Raw genomic sequence first — 23,210 nt, forward strand, 5'->3', positions numbered from 1 at the left:
GCTCAGCACCGGAGCGGTCACGCGGTGGGACGCCAGAAACCCTGGAATCCCTGGCCGGCGTTGGTGGTGCGGACGGGGGAGAGCTGGACCGGGTCACCCGCCTCGATCATGGTGTTGTTGCCGACGATCATCGCGACGTGACCGTCCCAGACGGCCAGATCGCCGGGACGTAGCGACCCGGCCTCCACCGCCGCCCCGATGTCCTGTTCCTGGGCCAGCCGCGGGATCTCCAGACCCGCCTCCCGGTAAGCCCACTGCGTCAGACCGCTGCAGTCCAGCCCGACCCCGGCCGTCGTGCCACCCCATTGGTAGGGCACCCCGAGCTGGGTGAGGGCATGGCGGACCGCGCCGGCCGCCACGGCATTCGGCGCCGCCACCACGCTGCCGTCGGGTAAGCGGACGGCCTCGCCTGCACCGAACTCTGCGGCATCGGGGGCCTCGATCTGCCGGTGGGCGGTGAGAACCGCGTCGGCGAGCCCGGAGCCAGGCCGGGCGCCCCCGGCCGCACCGGTCGCCACACCGCCGAGACCGGCCGGTGCGAGTGCGGGTGCGAGCGCCGGCGCGGAAGCGCCGAGGTTGTGCGCACCGCCCGCCAGTTGACCGCGGAGATCGCCGACCAACCCGCTAGCGGCGGCGTGCGCACGAAGAGCCTCATCGGCCACCGCCTCGGCGCCACCGGGCTGGACCTGCAGGGCCGCGGCGCGCGCCTCGAAGTCGGTGATCAGCCGTTCGAGTTCGGCCCGCACTGCGGTGACGGTCCCGGCTGCCTCGTCCACCTCGACACCCATCGCACCGAGGTGCTCGGCAAGCGCGTGCAGCGCATCGGAGACCTCGCGCAGATACCCCGATGCCGCCGATGCGGCAGGGCCGGACCAGGACTGCGGTAGCGCGTCGGCCAGGCGACCGAGCCCGCTTGCGATCTCGGACAACCGGGACGCCAGGGCGGCCAGTTCGGCATCGGGACGCGCGGGCGTGCCCGGCCCGAGCTGTGCGAGCAGATGATGCAGCGGGGTGCTGAGCGCGGTGGGCATGTCAGAGCGCGAGCCGCAGCGCGGACAGTCGGTCGGTGTCCAGATAGTCCGCGGCTGTGCGCGCGGTGGTGTCGCCCGCGACGCCCAGGGCGGTCGCGAGCCGATGCGTCAGCTGCGCCGCCGCCTCCAGTGCGCCGGTGAGGGCGGCCACGAAATCGGTCCCGACCGGACCGAGCGCGCCGGCGCAGACCGCGGCGGCCCCCGGGAGGTCGGCCGCGACCGCGTCGAGGTCGGTGGACAACCGGGCCAGTTCGACGGCTCGGATTCCGATGGCCGCGGTATCAACGAACATGTCGTTATGACGCAGCCGGTGGCGGATCGGTTCCATCCGGTTTCTGGTGCGGGTCCGCCCCCGGTGCCGACTAGTCTCTGTGCCCATGGGTCACCTCAACGTCCAGATCGTCGATCACCCGTTGGCTGCCGCCCGGCTGACCGCCCTGCGCGATGAGCGCACCGACAACGCCGCCTTCCGGGCGGCGCTGCGGGACCTGACCCTGATGCTGGTCTATGAGGCCACCCGCGAGGCGGCGACCGAGTCGATCCCGGTGCGCACCCCGTTGACCGAGACGGCCGGCACCCGGTTGGCCAACCCGCCGCTGCTGGTGCCGGTGCTGCGGGCCGGGCTGGGCATGGTCGATCAGGCGCATGCGCTGATCCCGGAGGCCCAAGTCGGGTTCGTCGGGATCGCCCGCAACGAGCAGACCCACCAGCCCACCCCGTATCTGGCGTCGCTGCCCGACGATCTGCGCGGCCGTTCGGTTTTCGTGCTCGACCCGATGCTGGCCACCGGCGGATCGATGGCCCACACCCTGGGTCTGTTGCGTGACCGCAATGCCGACGACATCACCGCCATCTGTGTGGTGTGCGCGCCCGAAGGCATCGCGGCACTGGAAGAGGCCGCGCCAGGTATCCGTCTGATCACCGCGGCCGTGGACGACGGTCTGAACGAGATCGCTTATATCGTCCCGGGATTGGGCGACGCCGGTGACCGGCAGTTCGGTCCGCGCTGAATCTTCAGCGCAGCGGGTCGAATCCGGCAAGTGCCGCCGGTGTCACACCGGTGACGATGGCCTCGGCCAGCAATCGGCCGGTGACGGGGCCCAGCGTCATCCCTTCCATGGCGTGACCGCCTGCCACGAACACCCCTGGTGTGCGGGTGCGCCCCGCCAGGGGCAGGCCGTCGGAGGTCGACGGGCGCGAACCCACCCACGCCTCGGTGCGTCGATCCAGGTGCACGCCACGCAGCAGCGGACGCACCGATTCGATGATGGCCGTGATGCGCCGCTGGTCCAGCGGCGCCCGGTGCGCTCGGAACTCCATGGTCCCGGCCAGTCGCAGCCGTTCGCCGATCGGCGTGGCGACCACCGAACATGCCGGGAAATAGACCGGGCCGGAAGGTAATTCGTCGACGGCCACCGAGAAGCTGTAACCGCGGGCCGCACGGATCGGGGTGCGTACCCCGTGCCGCCGGGCGAGGGCAGGCAGGGCGACACCGTTGGCGATCACCACGGCGTCGAACCGTTCGGAGTGCCGTCGACCGTGTACACGGACGCCGTTGCCCTCGGCCGCGACCTCGCGCACCGGCCAGCGTTCGCGCAGTACCCCGCCGCGTCGGACGACCGAATCGGCAAGGGCGGCAGTGTATCGAGGTGGATCGAGGAAGCGCTGTCCGTGCAGCGACAAGGTCGAGCGGACCCGATCGGACAGGATCGGCGCGAGCCGGCGGGCCTGGTCGAGCGCCAGTGGTTCGACGTCGACGCGTTGACCCAACTCGGTGAGCCGCTGTGCCTCGGCAACCATCGCGGCGGCACCCGACGGGTCGGCGTAGGCGTAGACCAACGGATCGGCCTCGGCGATCGGCCCGTCGACCCCTCCGGCGGCCAGCGCGTCGAAGGCCGGTAGCGCCAGCGCATTGACTCCCAGCAGACTGCGCAGACCGGCCCGCCACCGAGCCGGTGTGCTGTGGCGGGCGAACCTCAGCAGGAATCTCCACAGACCCGGGTCGACCCGTGGCGGGATGAACAGCGGTGAGTTCGGCCGCAGCAGTCCACGCAACCCGTGCACCAGCATCGCCGGATCGGTCAGCGGTGTGCTCAGGCTGGGCGCCACCCATCCGGCGTTACCCCACGACGCTCCCGATCCCGCGGTCGCCTCGTCGAACACCGTCACCCGCACCCCGTGGGTCTGCAGGAACCAGGCCGTCGACAGGCCGACCATCCCGGCGCCGACGACGGCGACGTCGGCGATATCGGACTCACTCACCGGCCGGATGCCCCATGGTGTCGGCGGCGATGCGGGCCTGGATGCGCGGCCGCAGGAACCAGCGATAGATGGCATAGCAGGCCGGTGCCATGCCAAGGCCGAGGATCAGTGAAAGCCGTTGGGTGCCATCGAAGGCCATCGCGATGAAAACCGCGATGTTCATGACGATGACCAGGATCGGCGCCGCCGGGAAGAACGGTGCCGCGTACGGAAGGTGTTCGACGCTGTTACCCGCTGCGATGTAGCGGCGGCGGAACCGCATCTGCGCCCAGGCGATCGTCATCCAGGTCAGTGCGCCGCCCACGCCGCTGACCGAGATCAGGAACACGAACAGGGTGTCGGCGGCAACCACGCTCGACAGCAGCGAGAGCAGGCCGAACGCCACGGTCACCACCAGTGCGACGATCGGGATGCCCCGAGACGTGGTGACGCCGAACATCTTCGGCGCGGCCTGTTCCTTGGACATCGACCACAGGATGCGGGTGCACATGTACAGGCCGGTGTTGCCGACGGACAGGATCGCCACGAGTACGACGAAGTTCATCAGGCTGGCGGCATAGGGGATACCCATGGCGGAGAAGACGGTGACGAAGGGACTTTCGTCGAGCCCGAGCTGATTCCACGGGATGAGGGCGGTCAGCACCAGGATGGCGCCCAGGTAGAGGAACACCAGTCGGAACACGATGGTGCGCACCGCGCGGGGCACGGCCTTGCGTGGATTCTCGGTCTCGCCGGCGGCGACGCCCATCACCTCTGAACCCATGAAGGTGTAGACGACGGTCATCATCACGGCGAGGACGGCGCCGAGGCCGGTGGGGAAGAGGCCGCCGTGATCGGTGAAGTTGGACAGCAGGGGAGCGGGCTGGCCCTGCAGGGGGATGACGCCGAACACGGCCAGGCCGCCGAGGACGATGAAGGCGCCGACGGCGAGAACCTTGATCGCCGCCAGTGCGTACTCCGTCTCGGCGAACGAGCGGGCCGTGAAACAGTTCACCAGGAACAGCGCCACGATGAAGATGGCCGAGAAGATCCAGGTCGGTACGTCGGGGAACCAGAACTTCATCGCGATCCCGGCTGCCAGGAATTCCAGTCCGATGAAGCTGGCCCAGCTGACCCAGTAGATCCAGCCGATGGCGAATCCTGCTTCGGGGCTGATGAATCGGGTGGCGTGGGCCTGGAACGACCCGGACACCGGCATCACCGCCGACAGCTCACCCAGACAGATCATGGTCAGGTACAGCAGCAGGCCGCCGACGCAGTAGGCGATGAGCGTGCTGCCCGGGCCCGCGCTGCCGATCACCTGGCCGGTGCCGAGGAACAGTCCGGTGCCGATGACGCCGGCCAGCGTGATCATGAACAGGTGTCGACTCTTCAGGACCCGCTTGAGCTGTTCGCCGGGGGTCTCGGCGGGGTGGTCGGCGGTGTGCAGCTCCAGCCATTCTTCGGCGGCGCGGCGCCTGGCGGACTCGCCAGAGTCCAGCGGTGGCGTTGTCGGCACGTTGGGCACTCCTCAGGGTACGTAGGCCGCCGATGGCGGTCTGTGTGAGAACCACGATTGACTGACTATTCGAACAGTCAGTGATACGTAGATTGAGGGCTGCATCACACTCTGTCAACCCTGTGACGAGAAAAGCCTGCGTGCCGTCGGTGTCCGAGGCGGACGGCACGCGCCCGAAACCAGCTGCGATGGGCCGCACTCGAGGCGGTACGGTGCGGCAATGAGCCGAGGGCAGCGACAGGCGCCGGGTCGTTATGACGACATCGTCACGGCGACGGTCGACCTCATCACCGAGCATGGGGTGGGCCGATTGCGCGCCGCCGATATCGCCAAGCAGCTCGGCGTGAGTACCGGCCTGATCTTCTACCACTTCGAGAACCTGGAGAACCTGGTCGAACGCGCCTTCGCTGCGGCCGCCGAGCGTGATCTGGCCAATCTGCAGAAGGCACTGACCGTCGTCGATGGCAAACCGCACAGCATCCGGTTGCGGGAGGTGTTGCGCGAATACGGCCCGACGGGCACCGCGACCGGGTGGCGGCTGTGGATCGAGTCGTGGTCGGCCGGTCTGCGGGATCCCGACCTGCGCAAGGTGATCCAGGGCCTGGACATCCGCTGGCGACAGACGGTCGCCCAGATCGTCGCCGAGGGGGTCGGTGCCGGCGAGTTCCACACCCCGGATGTGCAGGGCGCCGCTTGGCGGCTGACCTCACTGCTCGACGGGCTGGCCGTGCAGGCCGTCGCCCTTGACGGGGCGATCTCGGCCGATGAGATCCATCGTTGGATGGACGCGGCCATCGACATGGAGCTGGGTACCTCGGTCTCGGGCAGCTGACCCGCGCCGCAATCACGGCCTTGACGTGATCTGCCGCACTCTGCATACTGACTGCTCAGTCAGTCAGAAAATCGTGGAGGTTGTCATGTCCCTGTCGCTGCCCAACGCCCTCGGCGCCAACGATTCCGAGGACGACGCAGCGGTCTTCGAGGCCACCTGGACCGATCCGCAGACCGGTGCGCGCGGATACCTGGTGCTCGACCGGTTGGTCCGCGGTGTCAGCAGCGGCGGTCTGCGCATGCGTAAGGGCTGCACCCTCGACGAGGTGCGCGGTCTGGCCCGCGGCATGACGCTCAAGGAGGCCATCCACTACGAGGACGGCGCGCACTACGTCCCCCTCGGCGGAGCCAAGGGCGGCATCGACTTCGACTCCGCCGATCCCGAAGCCGATGCAGTGCTCTTTCGCTACCTGGAAGCCATGAAGCCGCTCATCGAACAGCGTTGGACGATGGGCGAAGACCTCGGCGTACGCCAGGAGACCGTCGACAAATGCATCGCGCAGCTGGGACTGAACAGCTCGGTGGATGCGGCCTACCGCCTGCTCGAGGACAAGGACGCGGCCACAGAACGCATGCGGACCGCCTTCGGCACCGATGTCGACGGTGTCAAGCTCGACGAGCTGGTCGGTGGCTACGGGGTGGCCGAAGCGGCGCTGGCCGCCATGGCCGAGCGCGGACTCGAACCCGACGGCGCGAGCGTGTTCGTCCAGGGATTCGGTTCCATGGGCGGGGCGACGGCGCGCTATCTCCACCGCGCCGGGGTCCGGGTCGTCGGCATCGCCGACGTGCACGGTGTGGTGGCCAATCCGGCGGGCCTGGACGTGGAGCGCCTGCTGCTGACCCGCACCCCGAGCGGAGCGGTGGACCGCGAGCAACTGCGCGCCGAGGACACCGAGCTGGCCGGCGACCAGTGGCTGGCGGTGCCCGCCGATGTGCTGGTGCCCGCCGCGACGTCGTACTGCATCAACGCCGACAACCAGTCCCAGGTCGGGTCCGCACTCGTGGTGGAAGCGGCCAACATGCCGGTCCTGCCCGATGCCGAGGCGGAGATGACCGCGCGCGGCATTGTCGTGGTCCCCGACTTCGTCGCCAACTCGGCGACCAATGCCTGGTGGTGGTGGGTGCTCTTCGGTGATATCGACGGCACCGCGACGCAGTCCTTCGACAAGATCTCGCGCCGCATGCGTGAGCTGAGCGCGGAGATGTTCGCGCTGTCGCGAGAGCGCGGCGTCAGTGCCCGCGCCGCAGCCTACGAGCTGGCAACGCAGCGACTGGAAAAACTCACCAGCCAGTACCCGTCCTGACCGCATCCCGCCGAAACCCAGGAGCACACGTCATGACCGAGGACAGTCCACGGCCCGGCAGCGGGTTGACCGTCTTTCACGACCCGGCCTCGGTCGCGGTCGTGGGCGCCAGCGCCGATCCGGCCAAGTGGGGACACTGGCTGGCCCGCGGCGCCCTGCGCGGGGCGCACCGCCGCGATGTCTATCTGGTCAACGCATCCGGTCGGCCGGTGCTGGACACCGAAACCCATGCGAGCCTTGGTGATCTGCCCGCCGTGCCCGAACTGGTGGCGCTGTGTGTGCCCGCCGCGCACGTCGGCGCGATCGTCGACGAGGGGTTGGCGCTGGGTGTCCGGGGATTCCTCGGCATCACCGCAGGGGTGCCCGACGAGGCCACGCTGGCGGGGCGGGTACGCGCCGCGGGTGCGCGGCTGATCGGGATGAACAGTCTCGGCCTCTATGACGCCGGCACCGATCTGCACCTCGCATGGGGTGACTTCGCCCCGGGTGCGATCGCCGTGGTGTCCCAGAGCGGGCAGCTCGGCTCCGAGATCGCGATTCTGGCGGCCCGTGCCGGCCTTGGCATTTCGCGCTTCTACTCGATCGGTAACCAGTCCGATGTGCGTGCCGTGGATGTCCTGACCGACCTCGTGCAGGACGACACCACCCGGGTCGTGGCGCTGTACCTGGAGAGCTTCGCCGGCGGGCGGGATATCGTGGCGGCGCTCGCCGCGCTGCGGGAGTCCGGCAAGTACGTACTCCTGCTGACCGTCGGAGCCAGCGCCGCCAGCAGCCGGCTGGCGCGCTCGCACACCGGGTCACTGACCTCGGGCACCGATATCGTCGACGCGGCCGCGCGGGCCGCCGCCGCGGTGCGCGTCGGCACCCCCACCGAGCTGATCGACGTGGCCAGGGTGCTGCTCAGTGGCATGCTGCCGGAGGGCAACCGGGTCGCCATCGTCGGTGACAGCGGCGGTCAGACCGGGATCGCCGCCGATGTGGCGGCCGCCGTGCAGCTCGAGATCCCCGAACTCGCCACCGATCTGCAGGACGAGCTCGGCCGCCGCCTGCCGGCCGGGGCGGCGGTGAGCAACCCCGTCGACCTGGCCGGTGCCGGCGAGCAGGACCTGTTCTCCTACGCCGAGGTCACCGAATTGTTGCTGGGTTCGCCCGATATCGATGCGGTGGTGCTCACCGGCTACTTCGGCACCTACGGTGCTGATGCGGCGTCCCTGGTCGACCGCGAGCTGCAGGTCTGCGCGCGTCTCGGCGATATTGCCAAGCGCAGCGGTAAACCCCTTGTGGTGCACAGCATGTCCACCGATACCGCGGCCGTCGATGCGTTGTCCGAACACGGTGTCCCGGTCTACGCGGGTATCGACACGGCGCTGCGGGCGTTGAGCCACGCCCGGCGATTGCACCGCAAACCCCGCCCGCTGCCCACGGTCACGCCGAGTGCCGCCGCCGCGGACCTGCACGCCGGTTACCCCGGCGCACGCGATCTGCTCACCGCCGCAGGCATCGCATTCCCGGCCGCCGAGATCGTGCGGTCGGCCGACGATCTGCCCGCTGCCTGCGTCCGGCTGAGCGCGCCGTACGTGCTCAAGGCGGGCTGGCTGGAACACAAGAGCGAAATGGGTGGCGTGCGAGTCGGTCTGGCGACACCACAACAACTCGCCGACGCCTTCGCGGAGATGGCGGGCCGGCTCGGTGCCGGTGACTACGTGATCGAGGAACTCGACACCCGACCCGATGTGGTCGAGGTGCTGGTCGGCGCGCGCCGCGACCCGGACCTCGGTGCCGTCGTGGTCGTCGGCGCAGGCGGCACCGAAGCCGAGCTGTACCGAGATGTCGCCCTTGAGCTGGCCCCGGTCGACATGGCCACCGCGCACGACATGTTGCGCAGGCTGCAGTGTGCGGCTCTGCTCGACGGCTGGCGCGGCAAACCCGCCGTCGACACGGCGGCACTGGCCGACGTGGTGGTCGCCGTCTCCGAGTTGGCCGCTGTCCGTGGCGATATCACCGAAATCGAGATCAATCCTGTTCGGGTGGCTCCCACCGGCGCGCTCGCCGTCGATGCCCTCGTCATCTCGACCACCTCCGACGAAAAGGAACTTGTCTGTGAACACCCTGATCGATAGCCGCACCGAATTCAGCGGGCGGGTCGCGCTGGTGACCGGCGGGGGATCCGGCATCGGCCGGGCCATCGCGGTGCGCTGGGGCGCCGCGGGCGGGACGGTGGCCGTCCTCGGCCGCCGTGGGGAGGCACTCGCCGAGACGGTCGCCCTCGTGGAACAGGCCGGCGGCACCGGTATCGCGTTGGACTCCTGCGATGTTCGCGACCACGCCGCGGTCACCGATACCGTCGACGCCCTCGTGGCACGCACCGGCAGACTGGATGCCTTGGTCAACAACGCCGCAGGTAACTTCGTCGTACCTGGTGAAGTGTTGTCACCCGGCGGTTTCAAGGCCGTGATCGACATCGTGCTCAACGGAACGTTCCACTGCACCCGGGCCGCTGCCACCCACATGTTGGCCGCCGGATCGGGCTCCATCCTCAACGTCATCGCCACCTACGCCTGGCACGGCCATCCCGGCACCGTGCACAGCGCCGCCGCCAAGGCCGGCGTGGTGGCCATGAGCCGCACCCTGGCCGTCGAATGGGCCGCTCGCGGCGTGCGGATCAACTGCATTGCCCCCGGACCCACCGAGACCGCCGGTGCCGGGGCGGCCCTGTGGCCCACCGACAAAGCCCGCGCCCACGTGCTGGACAGCGTGCCGGCCGCCCGGTTCGCCGCACCCGAGGAGATCGCCGAGTCCGCGGCATTCCTGCTCAGCCGGCGCGCCGACTACGTCACCGGCGAAGTCCTGGTCGTCGACGGCGGCCAGTGGCTGGGCAAGTCCATCTACACCGACCCGGAGAAGGACGCATGAGCACCGACCACACATCCGACACCCCACGCAGCGGGGGAACCGCGCTCGTCGCGGCGCTGCGCCACCACGGCGTCGACACCGTCTTCGGCATCCCCGGAACGCACAACCTGCCCATCTACGCCGGCTTGCACGGCAGTGGCATCACCCATGTCCTGCCCCGCCACGAACAGGGTGCGGGTTACGCTGCCGACGGCTACGCCCGGGTCACCGGACGACCCGGTGTCGTCATCACGACCACCGGTCCGGCCATCCTCAACGCCGCAGCCGCTGCGGCACAGGCTTATTCGGACTCCATACCGGTACTGTTCATCGCTCCCGGGCTGCCCGTCGGACATCCGGGGCTGGGCAACGGCTATCTGCACGAAGTCAGGGATCAGTTCCAGGCGATGGCCGCCGTCGTCGGCCACGCCCAACGGGCGACCAGCGCGGCGGAGATTCCGCTGGCCGTCGCCCAGTGCTTCGCCGCGATGACCGCCGGCCGTCCCCGGCCGGCGTACCTGGAGATCCCGCTGGATCTGCTGGATGCCGATGCCGGTGACAGCGCACCGGTGTCGATTCCCGCGCTCCCGGTGCGCCCGGCAGCGGAATCCATCCGGGCGGCCGTCGACCTGCTCTCCGGTTCGGCCCGTCCGTTGCTGATCGTCGGTGGCGGTGCCAGTGCGGCATACGAGGAGGTCGCCGAGATCGCCACCCGGCTGGCGGCCCCGGTCATCACCACCACCAACGGCAAAGGTGTGCTGCCCGAATCGCATCCGCTCGCGCTGGGTGCCGGCGTCCAACATCCGACGGTCAGCGCGTTGGTGGCCGATGCCGATGTGATCCTGGCGGTCGGCACCGAGCTGGCGCCCTCGGATTGGTGGTGGGGGCCGATCGCCGCGGACAGCACCGTGATCCGGGTGGATATCGATCCCACCGCGGTGATGACCAATATCGTCCCGGCCGCCGCGCTGGTCGGCGATGCGGCAGAGACGCTGCGCCACGTGGTCGATGGGCTGACGGACATGCCGGACCGCGGCGATGGCCGGGACCGCGCCGCGCACTGGCGGGAGCTGTTGGCGGCCGACGCACGCCGCGAGGGGGCGGCCTATCTGGAGCTGTGCCAGGCATTGTCGGCGGCGCTGGACGACACCGCGGTGATCGCCGGGGACAGCGCCATGGTGTGCTACTACGGCGCGCTGTCCAACATCGCCCTGCAGCAACCGCGGTCGTTCCTCTACCCGACCGGCCTCGGCACCCTGGGTTACGGGCTGCCCGCGGCCATCGGGGCGAAAATCGGCGCCCCGCAACGTCAGGTGGTCGCACTGCTCGGCGATGGTGGCGTCATGTTCACCATCGCCGAACTCGCTGCCGCCGCGCAGGCCGGTCTGTCTCTGCCGATCGTGATCGCCGACAACGGTGGCTACGGCGAGATCCGCGACGAGATGATCGACCGTGGCGACACCGCGCACGCCGTGGACATCGACAGCCCCGACTTCGCCGCGCTGGCAAGGGCACTCGGTTGTCATGGACACACCCTGGACTCGGTGTCCGGACTGACCGCGGCCGTCACCGAGGCGCTGCACCGGGACCGGCCCACCGTTATCCACGTGCGGGTCGGAGCGCCCGTCGCATGAACTATTTCTACGATGCGGTGCTCATCGACGGTCGGTGGCAGCGTCGCGACACCCGGCCGGTGTGTGACCCGGCGACCGAAGAGGTCATCGGTTCGGCGGCGGTGGGTACCGTGGCCGATGTCGATGCCGCCGCCGAGGCCGCCCACCGACGTGCCCGGCAGTGGGGCACGACCTCGCATGGGGCTCGCGCCGACATGCTGGCGGCGTTGCGCCGTGAACTGGTGGCCGTCCGGGACACCCTGGTCGACGCCACCGTCGCCGAGGTGGGTGCCCCGCTGGCGGTCGCCGAGGCGGCCCATGTCGACCTGGCGATCGAGATCATCGCCGGGTTCGAGAACCTGATCCGCGAGCAGCCTGCCACGACCCGGATCGGTAACTCGACGATCCTGCGCAGGCCGGCCGGCGTCGTCGGCTGCATCACCCCATGGAACTATCCGCTGTACCAGTTGGCGGCCAAGGTCGGCGCCGCACTGGCCGCGGGATGCACGACGGTGATCAAGCCCGCCGAACTGACACCCTTGAGCACCTACCTGTTCTGCGCGGCCGCGACCGCCGCGGGGGTCCCCGACGGGGTGCTCAACCTGGTCCCCGGCGCGGGCACCGTGGTCGGTGGCGCGATCGTCGCACACCCGCTGATCGACGTGGTGTCGTTCACCGGGTCGACCGCCGTGGGCCGGAGCGTCGCCGAGACCGCCGGTCGGCGTATCGCGCGTGCGTGCCTGGAGCTGGGCGGCAAATCGGCCAGCATCGTCTGCGAGGACGCCGATCTGGAGGCGGCCGTCACCGCCACCGTGGACGCGGCCACCTTCAACAGCGGGCAGACGTGCAGCGCCTGGACCCGGCTGCTGGTACCTCGTAGGCAGTACGCACAGGCCGTTGCCATCGCGGCCGCGCGGGCCGAGGCGCTGGTCGTCGGCGATCCACGGGCCACGGGAACACAACTGGGGCCGCTGATCTCGGCGCGTCAGCGCCAGACGGTCGCCACCATGGTCGACGACGCATGCGCCCGTGGCGCGCAGCGGATCGCCGGGCACACCGGCCGCCTTGCCGATCGCGGCCACTACATCCGGCCGATCGTGCTCGGCGATGTCGACCGCAACGATCCCATCGCGCGCGACGAGGTCTTCGGTCCGGTGCTGGTGGTCCTGCCGCACGACGGTGACGACGACGCCGTCGAGGCCGCCAACGACAGCCGGTACGGGCTCGCCGGAGCGGTCTGGTCCGGTGACGAGGACCGGGCCATGGCACTGGCGGCCCGCCTCGATACCGGTCAGGTGGACATCAACGGAGCGGACTTCAACCCGCTCGCGCCGTTCGGCGGCTGGAAGGAGTCCGGGCTGGGCCGTGAACTCGGCCGACTCGGCATCGACGAATTCATCGAGTACACCGCGGTTCAACGCTGACCGCTGCTTGTACAGGCATCCCATTTCTTCGACGAAAGGAACATCATGTCCAACAACACGTTCGAGCCCTGGCCGCTCACCGACGAGCAGCGCGAGATCGTCAAACTCTGCCGCGACTTCGCCGAGAAGGAGATCCGGCCACGCGGCCGCGAGGTCGACGAGGCCGATGTGCACACCCCGGTCGACATCTTCGCCAAGGCTGCCGCGGTCGGCATCACCGACTTCATGATCGCCGAACAGTACGGCGGTGGTGGTTTCACCGACGTCTTCACCCAGTGCCTGGTGCAGGAGGAGCTGTGCTGGGGTGATCCGGGTATCGGAAACCTGGTGTGCTCCAACGGATTCTTCTCGGACCCGCTGATGGCGCTGGGCACCGAGGAGCAGAAGCAGAAGTGGCTGCGGCCCCTGACCGGCACGACCCCGGTGATGACCGCGCTGGCGACCACCGAACCGGAATCCGGCTCCGACGCCGCGTCCATCATCACCACCGCGACCCGCACCGACGGCGGATATCACATCAACGGACAGAAGGCTTGGATCTCCAACGCCGGTGCCGCCGATTACTACGTGGTGTTCGCCAAGACCGACCGCAACGAACGCTCCCGCGGTGTGACCGCCTTCCTGCTGACCAAGGACGCGCCCGGGTTCAGTTGGGGCGAGCCGATGCGCAAGATGGGACAGCGCGCGATCGTCTGCCGGGAGTTGTTCTTCGACAACGTCTTCGTGCCCGAGGAGAACCGGCTGGGTGACGAGGGCCAGGGTTTCTACGGTCTGATGGAGACGTTCGACATCTCGCGCACCGTGCTCGGTGCCGCCGCTGTCGGCGCGTCAAGGGCGGCCTACGAGTACGCGCTGGACTACGCGCGCACCCGCCGCCAGTTCGGTAAGCCCATCATCGAACATCAGGCGGTCGCGTTCCGGCTGGCCGAGATGGCCTCGCGCATCGAGACGTCGCGGTTGGCGGTGCTCTCGGCCGCACGCGCACTGGACTCCGGCGCTCCGGCAACCCGGCTCGCGGCGATCGCGAAGCTGACGGCGTCCGAAACGGCCATGTTCGTCACCCATGCCGCGGTGCAGACGCTCGGCGGGTGGGGTTACTCCCGGGAGTACCCCGTCGAACAGTGGATGCGCGATGCCAAGCTCGAGGAGATCGAAGAGGGCACTTCCGACATCATGCGGCTCGTCATCTCACGTCACCTTTGAGCGCGGGCACCTCTCATCCGGTGCCCACCATCGCGGCCCGGTCCGCGGGGTCTGCCTGGGGAGCCGGGATCGCCTCGGCGCTGTGCTACGGCATCACCCCGATCGTCGCGATCATGGCCTTCGGCGACGGCGTATCCCCCAGCGTGCTCGTCACGTTGCGGGGATTCGTCGGTGCCGCGGCGCTGCTGGCCTTCTGCGCGCTGACCCACCGGTTGCGGGCATTGCCCCGCGGTCCGGCGCTCGGGCTGTTCGCGGTCTGCGGGCCATTGTTCGGCGCACAGATCCTGGCGTACTTCGCCGCCATCGAACGGACCGGTGCGCAGCTGGCGGTCATCGTCATCCACGTGTATCCGGTGTTCGTGATCGCCCTGGTGTGGTGGCAGACCCGCCGGCCGGTCTCCCGCGCGGTCGTCACCGTGTGTGCGGTGCTCTGCGTCGGTATCGCGCTGGTCGCCGGCACGGCGGCCGGCGTCGCGGAACCGGTGGGGGTCGGGCTGGCGGTGATCAGCGCCGCCGGATACGCCGGCTACTTCGTCTGCGGGGAGCGATGGGTGCATCGCGTCGATGCGGTGACCGCGACGGCTCTGGTGACACTCGGCTCGGCGGTGTCGGTCGGGGTGGTGGCCGCGGTGACCCATGCCGACTTCGCGATAGGCGCAGGCGGCTGGGCCGCGGTGATCTCCCAGGGCCTGATCCTCATACCGATCGGGATCGGGGGCGCGTTGTATGCGGTCCGCCGTCTCGGCTCGGTGCCGGTCAGTCTGCTGGGTCTGCTCGAGCCGGTGATCGCCATCCTGCTGGCGGCGGCCCTGCTCGGTGAGCGGTTGACCCTGCCGCAGTGGGCCGGCGTGGGCATCGTGCTCGTGGCGTGCGCGGCACTGCCCAGGGTGACCCGCGCTGACTAGAACCGCTCGACGACCGAGCGCACCGCAGCACCCAGATCCGCAGCCTCCGACCGCGCCGCGGCCAGATCCTCGGTACGCGGCCGGCGGATCTCGATATAGGACTTCAGCTTCGGCTCGGTGCCCGATGGTCGCACCACCACGCGCACCCCGTCGCCGGTGAAGATCAACGCGTCGGTGCGCTGCTGGCCGCGGCGCAGGTCCAGATCCTCGACGGTGACCGGCACGGCCGCGAACTCGACGGGCGGATCGGCCCGCAGCCGGGCCATTGCGGCATCGGCATCATCGACGCGCCGGGAGACGGCCAGCGTCAGGTGCACACCGTAGCGCCGGGCAAGGTCGTCGAGCGCGTCGTGTGGGGTACGCCCCTGTGCCCGCAGGGCGGTCACCAGGTCACACGCCAGCACCGCGGCGCTGATTCCGTCCTTGTCCCGCACGGTGTCCGGGTCCACGCAGTGCCCGATGGCCTCTTCGTAGGCGTAGATCAGTCCGGTGCCTGCCCGCGCCAGCCATTTGAACCCGGTCAGCGTCTCGGCGTGCCGGGCACCGTAACCCTCGGCGATGGCCGCGAGCATGCGTGAAGACACCACGGTGCTGGCGACCAGCGCCTGGTCCGGTGCGGAATGCCGAGAGAGAAGATAATCGCCCAGTAGCCAACCGGTTTCGTCACCACTGAGCATGCGCCAACCGCTGGGGGTCGGGATGCCGACGGCACACCGATCCGCATCGGGGTCCAGCGCGATCGCGATATCGGCCTCCACGTCGGCGGCGAGCGCCAACAGGCGATCGGTGGCGCCGGGCTCCTCGGGATTGGGGAAGGCGACGGTGGGGAAGTCCGGATCCGGCGCGAACTGCGACGCCACGATGTGCACATCGTCGATACCCGCCAATGCCAGTGCGTCCAGCGCGAATTCACCACCCACGCCGTGCAGCGGGGTCAACGCCACGCGGACCGAGCCGGTCGTGCGACGCACCTTCGCGGCCTGCTCGAGGTAGGCGGTGATGAGGTCGGCGCCGGCGGGCTGCACCGGAGTACGGGGTATCTCGTCGGCATGCGGGGCGCGGGCGACGGTGGACTCGATCTCGCGATCGGTGGGCGAGATGATCTGCATCCCGCCGTCGCCGTACACCTTGTAGCCGTTGTCGGCGGCCGGGTTGTGCGATGCGGTGATCTGCACCCCGGCGGCCGCGCCGAGCCTGCGGACCGCGAACGCCACCACCGGTGTCGGTGCCGGTGTGTACAGATGGGTGACCGAGAAGCCCTCGGCGGCAAGAACTTCGGCTGCGGCGATGGCGAACTGCTCGGAGCCGTGCCGGGCGTCGCGGCCCACGACGACCGGTGATCCGCCCAAACCGGAGGCAATATCCGCTTTCGCGGGGTGATCCTTGAGCACCTGCGCCAACGCCCACGTGGTGCGCAGCACGACCGCCAGGTTCATGGCATCCGGACCGCCCCGCACCGGCCCGCGCAGGCCCGCGGTGCCGAAGGTCAGCGGGTGGGCGAACCGGCGGGCGAGCTCTGCATCATCGCAGGCGGACAGCTCGGCTGCGGTGACCGGATCCGGGTCGTGGGTGATCCAGTCCTGCGGCTGTGTCATGCCCCGATTGTGCCCGGTTCGGCATCGGCCAGCTTGCGCAGTACCGGGGCCACCAGCATCAGCAGGTCGAACTCCAGATCGGTCAGGTTCTCCCGCATCGAGCGGTGCAACCAGGCATCGCGTTCGGCGCGATCGGTGGCCAGCAGCCGTGCTCCGGCCTCAGTCAGCTCCACCAGTTGCCGTCTGCGATCGCCATCGTCGGTCCGGCGCGAGGCAAGGCCCGCGGTGACGAGTCCGTTGATGCTGTCGGTCAGCGACTGCACCCGCACGTGCATTCGGGCGGCGAGCTCGGCGGGGGTGGCCGCCCCGGTGCGGGTCACCTCGGCCAGCACCTGCATCTGGCTCAGGGTGAGGCCATGGTCGGGGCGATGGCGACGCAATTGGCGGGCCACGGCCATCACCGACTCGCGTAGCTCCGTCGCGGCGGTACCGTCAGACGCACTCATAAACCAAGTTATACCTGATTAATTTTGGATCTATACGCTGTTTGCGATCTTCAATTAGCAAGTTCATACTTGTTATATGAGGAGGTGGAGGATTGGCTGAGGCGCTGCGTTCGACGGCGAAGTGGCTGGTGCTGGCGGTGGTCAGCGTCGGTGTGACCGGGGGATTCACCGCCCTCGGCGTCCCGTCGGCGGCGCTGTTCGCCGCACTGGTCGTCGGTATCGGTTTGGCGTTGACGTCATTCGCTCCCGCCGGCATACCGCGTCGGGCGGGCATGGCCGCCCAGGGTGTCCTTGGTGTCTACATCGGGACGATGGTCTCCCCGGACGCCGCGGCCGCCCTGGGTCCGGACTGGCCGGTCGTCCTGGCGATCGTGGTCGCGACGCTGGCCCTGAGCGTGCTGGCCGGGGCGTTGTTGGGGCTGCGCCGCGATATCAGCCCGCTGACGGGGTCGCTGGCCCTGACGGCCGGCGGAGCCTCCGGCCTGGTCGCCATCGCCAGGGAGCTCGGCGGTGACGAACGCGTCGTCTCGGTGGTGCAGTATCTGCGGGTCGGGGTGGTGACCGCGTCCATGCCGCTGGTGGTGACGTTGATCTTCCACGCCGACAAGTCGCATCCGGGCGTGTCTCCGATCGGCGAAACCAACGCGGCGCCTTGGTATCTCAGCGTCGCGATCATGGCGGCGCTGATCATCGTCGGTGCGCTGGCCGGTAGGTTGATCCGGCTGCCTGGCGCGGGCCTGCTCGGACCGCTGGCGCTGACCGTCGGACTCGAGCTCAGCGGGTACTCGTTCGGCCTGACCGTTCCCGTCGTGCTCGTCCAACTCGGCTACCTGCTGATCGGGTGGCAGGCCGGGCTGGCGTTCACCCGCGAGTCCCTGCGTTCGGTGGGCCGTGCGCTGCCCGCCGCGCTGGCATTGATCGTGCTGCTGACCGTCGCCACCGCGGGCCTTGGCGTGCTGCTGGCCCACTTCACCGGTCTGAGCCTGCTGGAGGGATACCTGGCGACCAGCCCCGGTGGGGTGTACGCGGTCCTGGCCACCGCCGTCGACACCGGGTCCAATGTCACCTTCATCGTCGCGGCCCAGGTGGTGCGGATCCTGCTGATGCTGTTCGCCGCGCCGTTCCTGGCCAAGGGGATGGCCGCGCTGAGCAGGCGGCGGGCCGTGGCGCACCGCTAGCGCCGGTCCACACCCGAGAGCCGGTACGCCGCGGCCCGCCGAACGGCTGGCAGCGTGCCGGCCATCCGCAGCGCGGTGTTGCGGAGCCGGCGTCGCCCGGGTGGCAGCGTCGCCAGATCGGTGAGCCTGCCCGCCAGCGCGATGACGCCTTCGGCGGTGCGCTTGCGCTCGGTGGCATACGCATCGAGCAGGCTCTCCGGTGCCCCGTCCAGCACCCGGTCGAGCGCCTCGCCGGCGGCGACCGCGTCCTCGATACCCAGATTCATCCCCTGGCCGCCGGCCGGCGAATGCACGTGGGCGGCATCGCCTGCCAACAGCATCCGGTCACTGCGGAACGTATCGGCGATCCGGTGATGCACGCGGAAACGCGAACTCCAGACGATCTGCTCGACGACGGCTGGCTGCGCCTGCGGTCCCCGCTCGTCCAGGAGGCGTTGGACGAAGGCGGCGTCGGGTTCGGCGGGTGCCTCGTCGACGGTGGCCACGATGCGGTGCCGCCCCTGGGGCAGCGGTGCCACGACCACCAGGCCGGCCGGTGAGAAGTAGAGAATGACCTCCTCGGCGCCCAGTCCCCCGGACAGGCGGACGTCGGCCAGGACGAACGCGTCGGCATAGGTGCCTCCGGTGAAGTCGATGCCGGCAGTCCGGCGCACCGTGCTGTGCAGACCGTCGGCGCCGAGAAGATAGCGGGCATCGATCTTCCGGCCATCGGCGCACACGGCGGCGATGCCGTCGTGATGCTGAGTGGCATCGGTCAGGGTGACCGGCCGCAGCACGTGTCCGCCGAGGTGTTCCAACCGCCGGAGTAGCAGCGCCTCGGTATCGGCCTGGGGGATCATCAACGTGTACGGATATGCGGTCGGAAGACCGCCGAACGGCACCTTCAAGAGTGTGGTGTCCCGATCGCGGATGCTGAACGCCGGTACGGGGACGCCCCGGGCCACCAGGTCGGGAGACGCCCCGTAGGGGGCGAGTAGTTCCAAGGTGTGAGCGTGAACCACCGCGGCCCGGGAGGTGTTGGCGCCCGCTGCCTGGTCGTCGATCACCTGGACGTGGCGGCCCCGCTGGGTGAGCACGATCGCGGCGGTCAACCCGACCGGTCCCGCGCCGGCTATCAGGACATCGATCATCAGAACCCCTTGTCAACAAGTGTTGGCCAACAGTTGTTGACAAACTATTCGCGCCTGCCGCGGTCATGTCAACACCCGTTGGCCTACAGTCGTTGACATGAGGCGATCGGCATCCGAGACCAAGTCGGTGATCTTGGCCGCGGCCAGGGAACGCTTTGCCGCCGAGGGCTACGAACGCGGCACCATCCGGGCCATCGCGGCCGACGCAGGCATCGACCCATCGATGGTCATGCGCTATTACGGCACCAAGGAGAACCTCTTCGCAGCCGCCGCCGAGTTCGATCTGGAACTGCCGGATCTGGCCGGCATCCCGATCGCCGAGATCGGCGGGGCGCTGGCGGCCCATTTCATCGAGCGGTGGGAACGCGACGAGGCGTTGCTCATCCTGCTGCGCGCCGGCGTCACCAACGAGGCGGTCGCCGAACGGATGCGGACGATCTTCGCGGCGCAGCTGGCGCCGGTGATTGGCAAGGTCATCGACGATCCGGCGCAGGCGCCGGTGCGCGCCGGCCTTGCCGCCACCCAGGTGCTAGGGATGGCGTTGTGCCGGTACGTCCTCGGGTTCCCGCCGCTACAGCAGATGACCAACGAGGACGTGGTGGCCTGGATCGGACCGACGCTGCAGCGCTACCTGGTGGGCTGAGCTCGGTCGCGTCGGTTCAGATCCGTTCGATGACCGCCGCCAGCAGCGCACCCATCCGGGTCGCCGACTGCCGGCCCGCCTCCAGCACCTCTTCGTGGTTCAGCGGCTGTCCGGTCATCCCGGCAGCCAGATTGGTCACCAGGGAGATGCCCAGGACCGCGGCGCCTGCCGCCCTGGCAGCGATGGTCTCGTGCACGGTCGACATGCCGACCAGGTCGGCACCGATCGTGCGCAGCATCCGGATCTCCGCCGGCGTCTCGTAGTGCGGGCCGGGCAGGCCGGCGTACACGCCCTCGGCCAGGTCAGGATCGATATCGCGTGCCACCGCACGCAGCGTGGGGGAGTAGGCGTCCACCAGATCGACGAACTGCGCACCCACCAGCGGCGATCGCGCCGTCAGGTTCAGGTGGTCGGATATCAGCACCGGTTGCCCGACGGACATGTCGGCGCGCAGCCCGCCGGCGGCGTTGGTCAGGATGACCGTGCCCACTCCGGCCGCGCATGCCGTGCGCACAGGGTGCACGACATGGCGCAGGTCGTGTCCCTCGTAGGCGTGAATCCGCCCCACCAGCACCAGAACCCGGTGCCCACCGATGCGCAGCGAGTGCACCTGACCGCTGTGCCCGGCCGCAGTGGGTGGGGTGAAACCCGGCAGGTCGGCCATCGGCAGCGACGCGGTCGGTTCACCGAGCGCGGTCAGCGCCGGCGCCCAGCCCGACCCGAGGACGACGGCGACATCATGGGCGGACACGCCGGTGCGCTCACCGATCGCCTGGGCGGCGGCGTCGGCGGCCGACTGAGCATCAGACACGAGTGAGATACTGCCAGGATGTCCACGGTCACCGCGTCGTCGAGCGTCGAAGACGCCGTCAAGCGTCGCAGCGGCGACCTGATCGCGCTGTCCCACGATATCCACGCCGAGCCCGAACTGGCCTTCGCCGAGCACCGCAGCTGTGCCAAGACACGCGCGCTGGTCGCCGAGCGCGGTTTCGACATCGTGGATGGACCCGGCGGACTGGACACCGCGTTCCGCGCCGAATACGGCAGCGGGGATCTGGTCATCGGAATCTGTGCCGAGTACGACGCGCTTCCCGAGATCGGGCACGCGTGCGGGCACAACATCATCGCCGCCTCCGCCGTCGGCACCGCTCTGGCGCTTGCCGAGGTGGCCGACGAGCTGGGCCTGACCGTGGTGCTGATCGGCACCCCGGCCGAGGAGGCCGGTGGCGGAAAAGTGTTGTTGCTCAATGCCGGAACGTTCGATGACATTGCCGCGTCGGTGATGCTGCATCCCGGGCCCGCCGATATCGCTGCGGCGCGCTCGCTGGCACTGTCCGAGGTCGCCGTCGGCTACACGGGCCGAGAATCGCACGCCGCAGTCGCGCCGTACCTCGGGATCAATGCGGCCGACGCGGTCACCGTGGCACAGGTGGCCATAGGGCTGTTGCGCCAGCAGCTGATGCCGGGACAGATGATGCACGGCATCGTCACCGACGGTGGGCAGGCCGCCAACGTCATTCCCGGTCATGCCGAGTTGCGCTACACCATGCGGGCCACCGACATGACCTCACTGAAGGCGCTGGAGGAGCGGATGGCCGGCTGCTTCGCTGCGGGCGCGGTCGCCACCGGTGCGACCCACGAGATCCGCGAGACGGCCCCGCCGTACGACGCGCTGGTGCCCGACCGGTTCCTCGCCGAGGTGTTCCGGTCCGAACTGCTGCGCGTGGGGCGGCATCCGCTGCCGGTCGAGCTGGAGGCGGCGTTCCCGCTGGGCAGCACCGACATGGGTAACGTGACCCAGCGCTTGCCCGGTATCCATCCCGTGGTCGGTATCGACGCCGGAGGCGCATCGCTGCACCAGCCCGGCTTCACCGCCGCGGCCGTCGGGCCGAGCGCGGACAAAGCCGTCGTGGAAGGAGCGATCATGCTGGCGCGCACCGTCGTCGCCTTGGCCGAGAATGCCGACGAACGGGGCAGGGTGCTCGCCGCGCTAGCCGAGCGGCAGGAGAACGCATGACCCTGCGCGCGCACACCGAGGCCTGGCTGGCAGCGCACCATGACGACCTCGTCGCGTGGCGGCGCCATATCCACACCAACCCCGAGTTGGGGCGCCAGGAGTTCGCGACCACCGAATTCGTCGCCACAAGACTGGCCGACGCCGGGCTGAACCCGAAGGTGCTCCCCGGTGGCACCGGGCTGACCTGTGATTTCGGCCCCGAGGATCGCCCGCGGGTGGCCCTGCGCGCCGACATGGATGCGCTGCCGATGGCCGAACGGACGGGCCTTCCGTTCAGCTCGATCGTGCCGGGGGTCGCGCACGCCTGTGGGCACGACGCGCACACCAGTGTGCTGCTCGGTGCGGGTCTGGCGATGGCGTCGGCACCCGAACTGCCGGTCGGGGTGCGGCTGATCTTCCAGCCCGCCGAGGAGCTGATGCCCGGTGGGGCGATCGACGCGGTGGCCGCCGGCGCCGTCGCCGGGGTGGCTCGGATCTTCGCGTTGCATTGCGATCCGCGCCTGGAGGTCGGCAAGGTCGCGGTGCGTCTGGGGCCGATCACGTCTGCGGCGGACTCCATCGAGATCACCCTGCACTCGCCGGGCGGGCACACCTCGCGCCCGCATCTGACCGGGGACCTGGTGTACGCCCTGGGCACGTTGATCACCGGGGTGCCCGGTGTGCTGTCGCGGCGAATCGACCCGCGCAAGAGCACCGTGATGGTGTGGGGTGCGGTCAACGCCGGTGTCGCGGCCAATGCGATCCCGCAGACCGGCACCTTGGCGGGCACCGTGCGCACCGCCAGCCGGGACACCTGGCTCACCCTGGAATCGCTTGTCCGCGAGATTGTTTCGTCCCTACTCGCGCCGCTGGCCGTGGAGCACAGCGTGAACTATCGCCGCGGCGTGCCGCCGGTGGTCAACGAGGAGGTGGCCACCCGGATCTTCACCCACGCCATCGAGGCGCTGGGGCCCGACGCGCTGGCCGACACCCACCAGTCCGGTGGTGGCGAGGACTTCTCCTGGTACCTGGAAGAGGTGCCGGGGGCGATGGCGCGACTGGGTGTGTGGTCGGGTCAGGGCCCGCAGCTGGACCTGCACCAGCCGACCTTCGACCTGGACGAGCGTGCGCTCGCGGTCGGGGTGCGCACAATGGTCAATCTGGTGGAGCAGTCCGGCCTCGTCTAGATCGCAATGTTCCGCTGACAGCGTTGTCGCGGATATATATCCATGACAACGCTGTCAGCGGAACATTGCAGA

Annotated in this window: 21 protein-coding genes; 13 read left to right on the top strand and 8 right to left on the bottom strand. The window is 69.5% G+C overall.

All coding sequences use genetic code 11. The annotated features are described in order from the left end of the window. Positions 1–17: 17 nt before the first annotated feature. Together IC40_RS0110830 and IC40_RS0110835 are read right to left on the bottom strand one after the other, a co-directional pair. Positions 18–1,031 (bottom strand): C40 family peptidase, encoded by a 1,014-nt coding sequence (locus tag IC40_RS0110830; protein ID WP_030134730.1) that lies wholly within the window; start codon positions 1,029–1,031, stop codon positions 18–20. Between the two features lies 1 nt (position 1,032). Beyond that, a complete protein-coding gene (locus tag IC40_RS0110835; protein ID WP_138158146.1) occupies positions 1,033–1,323 on the bottom strand; it encodes a hypothetical protein in 291 nt (96 codons plus the stop codon). An 85-nt stretch (positions 1,324–1,408) separates the two neighbouring features. On the opposite strand from IC40_RS0110835, the gene upp reads away from it, so the two are divergent. Then, the gene (gene upp / locus IC40_RS0110840) at positions 1,409–2,041 is read left to right on the top strand and encodes a uracil phosphoribosyltransferase (protein WP_030134732.1); all 633 of its coding nucleotides are present in this window, start codon (positions 1,409–1,411) and stop codon (positions 2,039–2,041) included. 4 nt (positions 2,042–2,045) lie between these two features. On the opposite strand, the gene IC40_RS0110845 is transcribed toward upp, so the two are convergent. Beyond that, the gene (locus IC40_RS0110845; RefSeq protein WP_267880952.1) at positions 2,046–3,293 is read right to left on the bottom strand and encodes an NAD(P)/FAD-dependent oxidoreductase; all 1,248 of its coding nucleotides are present in this window, start codon (positions 3,291–3,293) and stop codon (positions 2,046–2,048) included. Beyond that, positions 3,286–4,791 carry an amino acid permease gene (locus IC40_RS0110850; protein ID WP_234411670.1) on the bottom strand — a complete coding sequence of 502 codons (1,506 nt, stop codon included), beginning with the start codon at positions 4,789–4,791 and terminating at the stop codon, positions 3,286–3,288. The genes IC40_RS0110845 and IC40_RS0110850 overlap by 8 nt, the downstream gene beginning before the upstream one ends. A 220-nt stretch (positions 4,792–5,011) precedes the next feature. Between IC40_RS0110850 and IC40_RS0110855 the strand changes: the two genes are divergently transcribed. The 8 genes from IC40_RS0110855 to IC40_RS0110890 all read left to right on the top strand — a co-directional run bounded on the left by IC40_RS0110855 (position 5,012) and on the right by IC40_RS0110890 (position 14,963). Next, positions 5,012–5,623: a TetR/AcrR family transcriptional regulator gene (locus IC40_RS0110855; RefSeq protein ID WP_030134735.1), complete on the top strand. Its 612-nt coding sequence runs from the start codon at positions 5,012–5,014 to the stop codon at positions 5,621–5,623. Between the two features lie 85 nt (positions 5,624–5,708). Next, positions 5,709–6,926 (top strand): Glu/Leu/Phe/Val dehydrogenase dimerization domain-containing protein, encoded by a 1,218-nt coding sequence (locus IC40_RS0110860; protein WP_030134736.1) that lies wholly within the window; start codon positions 5,709–5,711, stop codon positions 6,924–6,926. Positions 6,927–6,958: 32 nt separating this feature from the next. Next, the gene (locus IC40_RS0110865; protein WP_030134737.1) at positions 6,959–9,046 is read left to right on the top strand and encodes an acetate--CoA ligase family protein; all 2,088 of its coding nucleotides are present in this window, start codon (positions 6,959–6,961) and stop codon (positions 9,044–9,046) included. Continuing rightward, complete coding sequence (locus tag IC40_RS0110870) at positions 9,027–9,839, top strand: SDR family oxidoreductase (protein ID WP_234411667.1); 813 nt, start codon at positions 9,027–9,029, stop codon at positions 9,837–9,839. Before IC40_RS0110865 ends, IC40_RS0110870 begins: the two co-directional genes overlap by 20 nt. Next, entirely contained in the window at positions 9,836–11,452 is a 1,617-nt protein-coding gene (locus tag IC40_RS0110875; protein ID WP_030134739.1) for a thiamine pyrophosphate-binding protein, read from the top strand. Before IC40_RS0110870 ends, IC40_RS0110875 begins: the two co-directional genes overlap by 4 nt. Further along, positions 11,449–12,855 carry an aldehyde dehydrogenase family protein gene (locus tag IC40_RS0110880; RefSeq protein WP_030134740.1) on the top strand — a complete coding sequence of 469 codons (1,407 nt, stop codon included), beginning with the start codon at positions 11,449–11,451 and terminating at the stop codon, positions 12,853–12,855. Before IC40_RS0110875 ends, IC40_RS0110880 begins: the two co-directional genes overlap by 4 nt. Before the next feature lie 45 nt (positions 12,856–12,900). Then, entirely contained in the window at positions 12,901–14,058 is a 1,158-nt protein-coding gene (locus IC40_RS0110885) for an acyl-CoA dehydrogenase family protein (protein WP_030134741.1), read from the top strand. A gap of 20 nt (positions 14,059–14,078) precedes the next feature. Then, the gene (locus tag IC40_RS0110890; protein ID WP_036469702.1) at positions 14,079–14,963 is read left to right on the top strand and encodes a DMT family transporter; all 885 of its coding nucleotides are present in this window, start codon (positions 14,079–14,081) and stop codon (positions 14,961–14,963) included. On the opposite strand, the gene IC40_RS0110895 is transcribed toward IC40_RS0110890, so the two are convergent. Together IC40_RS0110895 and IC40_RS0110900 are read right to left on the bottom strand one after the other, a co-directional pair. After that, positions 14,960–16,558, bottom strand: coding sequence for a phospho-sugar mutase (locus IC40_RS0110895; RefSeq protein ID WP_030134743.1), 1,599 nt, complete (start codon positions 16,556–16,558; stop codon positions 14,960–14,962). The two genes, IC40_RS0110890 and IC40_RS0110895, sit on opposite strands and share 4 nt — an antisense overlap. Continuing rightward, the gene (locus IC40_RS0110900; protein ID WP_019510095.1) at positions 16,555–17,004 is read right to left on the bottom strand and encodes a MarR family winged helix-turn-helix transcriptional regulator; all 450 of its coding nucleotides are present in this window, start codon (positions 17,002–17,004) and stop codon (positions 16,555–16,557) included. The genes IC40_RS0110895 and IC40_RS0110900 overlap by 4 nt, the downstream gene beginning before the upstream one ends. 92 nt (positions 17,005–17,096) lie before the next feature. On the opposite strand from IC40_RS0110900, the gene IC40_RS0110905 reads away from it, so the two are divergent. Beyond that, positions 17,097–18,182 carry an AbrB family protein gene (locus IC40_RS0110905; protein ID WP_234411666.1) on the top strand — a complete coding sequence of 362 codons (1,086 nt, stop codon included), beginning with the start codon at positions 17,097–17,099 and terminating at the stop codon, positions 18,180–18,182. Here the strand turns inward: IC40_RS0110905 and IC40_RS0110910 are convergent. Further along, the gene (locus IC40_RS0110910) at positions 18,179–19,312 is read right to left on the bottom strand and encodes an FAD-dependent oxidoreductase (protein ID WP_030134745.1); all 1,134 of its coding nucleotides are present in this window, start codon (positions 19,310–19,312) and stop codon (positions 18,179–18,181) included. The two genes, IC40_RS0110905 and IC40_RS0110910, sit on opposite strands and share 4 nt — an antisense overlap. Positions 19,313–19,409: 97 nt before the next feature. On the opposite strand from IC40_RS0110910, the gene IC40_RS0110915 reads away from it, so the two are divergent. Further along, a complete protein-coding gene (locus tag IC40_RS0110915) occupies positions 19,410–19,955 on the top strand; it encodes a TetR/AcrR family transcriptional regulator (RefSeq protein WP_030134746.1) in 546 nt (181 codons plus the stop codon). A 16-nt stretch (positions 19,956–19,971) separates the two neighbouring features. On the opposite strand, the gene IC40_RS0110920 is transcribed toward IC40_RS0110915, so the two are convergent. Beyond that, on the bottom strand, positions 19,972–20,766 hold the full coding sequence (locus IC40_RS0110920; RefSeq protein WP_030134747.1) for a purine-nucleoside phosphorylase: 795 nt from the start codon (positions 20,764–20,766) through the stop codon (positions 19,972–19,974). A gap of 18 nt (positions 20,767–20,784) precedes the next feature. Here IC40_RS0110920 and IC40_RS0110925 point away from each other — a divergent pair, with 18 nt between their 5' ends. Both IC40_RS0110925 and IC40_RS0110930 read left to right on the top strand, forming a co-directional pair. After that, positions 20,785–21,972, top strand: a complete 1,188-nt coding sequence (locus tag IC40_RS0110925) for a M20 family metallopeptidase (protein WP_030134748.1) — start codon at positions 20,785–20,787, stop codon at positions 21,970–21,972. Then, the gene (locus IC40_RS0110930; RefSeq protein ID WP_030134749.1) at positions 21,969–23,138 is read left to right on the top strand and encodes an amidohydrolase; all 1,170 of its coding nucleotides are present in this window, start codon (positions 21,969–21,971) and stop codon (positions 23,136–23,138) included. The genes IC40_RS0110925 and IC40_RS0110930 overlap by 4 nt, the downstream gene beginning before the upstream one ends. Positions 23,139–23,210: the final 72 nt, after the last annotated feature.

The sequence above is a fragment of the Mycolicibacterium neoaurum ATCC 25795 genome (genome assembly GCF_000691525.1).
GTDB lineage: Bacteria > Actinomycetota > Actinomycetes > Mycobacteriales > Mycobacteriaceae > Mycobacterium > Mycobacterium neoaurum.

Excerpts from the sequence above, each read along its gene's own strand:
- IC40_RS0110830 (WP_030134730.1), bottom strand. The coding sequence starts at position 1,031 with ATGCCCACCGCGCTCAGCACCCCGCTGCATCATCTGCTCGCACAGCTC.
- IC40_RS0110835 (WP_138158146.1), bottom strand. The coding sequence starts at position 1,323 with ATGTTCGTTGATACCGCGGCCATCGGAATCCGAGCCGTCGAACTGGCC.
- upp (WP_030134732.1), top strand. The coding sequence starts at position 1,409 with ATGGGTCACCTCAACGTCCAGATCGTCGATCACCCGTTGGCTGCCGCC.
- IC40_RS0110855 (WP_030134735.1), top strand. The coding sequence starts at position 5,012 with ATGAGCCGAGGGCAGCGACAGGCGCCGGGTCGTTATGACGACATCGTC.
- IC40_RS0110860 (WP_030134736.1), top strand. The coding sequence starts at position 5,709 with ATGTCCCTGTCGCTGCCCAACGCCCTCGGCGCCAACGATTCCGAGGAC.
- IC40_RS0110865 (WP_030134737.1), top strand. The coding sequence starts at position 6,959 with ATGACCGAGGACAGTCCACGGCCCGGCAGCGGGTTGACCGTCTTTCAC.
- IC40_RS0110875 (WP_030134739.1), top strand. The coding sequence starts at position 9,836 with ATGAGCACCGACCACACATCCGACACCCCACGCAGCGGGGGAACCGCG.
- IC40_RS0110880 (WP_030134740.1), top strand. The coding sequence starts at position 11,449 with ATGAACTATTTCTACGATGCGGTGCTCATCGACGGTCGGTGGCAGCGT.
- IC40_RS0110885 (WP_030134741.1), top strand. The coding sequence starts at position 12,901 with ATGTCCAACAACACGTTCGAGCCCTGGCCGCTCACCGACGAGCAGCGC.
- IC40_RS0110895 (WP_030134743.1), bottom strand. The coding sequence starts at position 16,558 with ATGACACAGCCGCAGGACTGGATCACCCACGACCCGGATCCGGTCACC.
- IC40_RS0110900 (WP_019510095.1), bottom strand. The coding sequence starts at position 17,004 with ATGAGTGCGTCTGACGGTACCGCCGCGACGGAGCTACGCGAGTCGGTG.
- IC40_RS0110910 (WP_030134745.1), bottom strand. The coding sequence starts at position 19,312 with ATGATCGATGTCCTGATAGCCGGCGCGGGACCGGTCGGGTTGACCGCC.
- IC40_RS0110915 (WP_030134746.1), top strand. The coding sequence starts at position 19,410 with ATGAGGCGATCGGCATCCGAGACCAAGTCGGTGATCTTGGCCGCGGCC.
- IC40_RS0110925 (WP_030134748.1), top strand. The coding sequence starts at position 20,785 with ATGTCCACGGTCACCGCGTCGTCGAGCGTCGAAGACGCCGTCAAGCGT.
- IC40_RS0110930 (WP_030134749.1), top strand. The coding sequence starts at position 21,969 with ATGACCCTGCGCGCGCACACCGAGGCCTGGCTGGCAGCGCACCATGAC.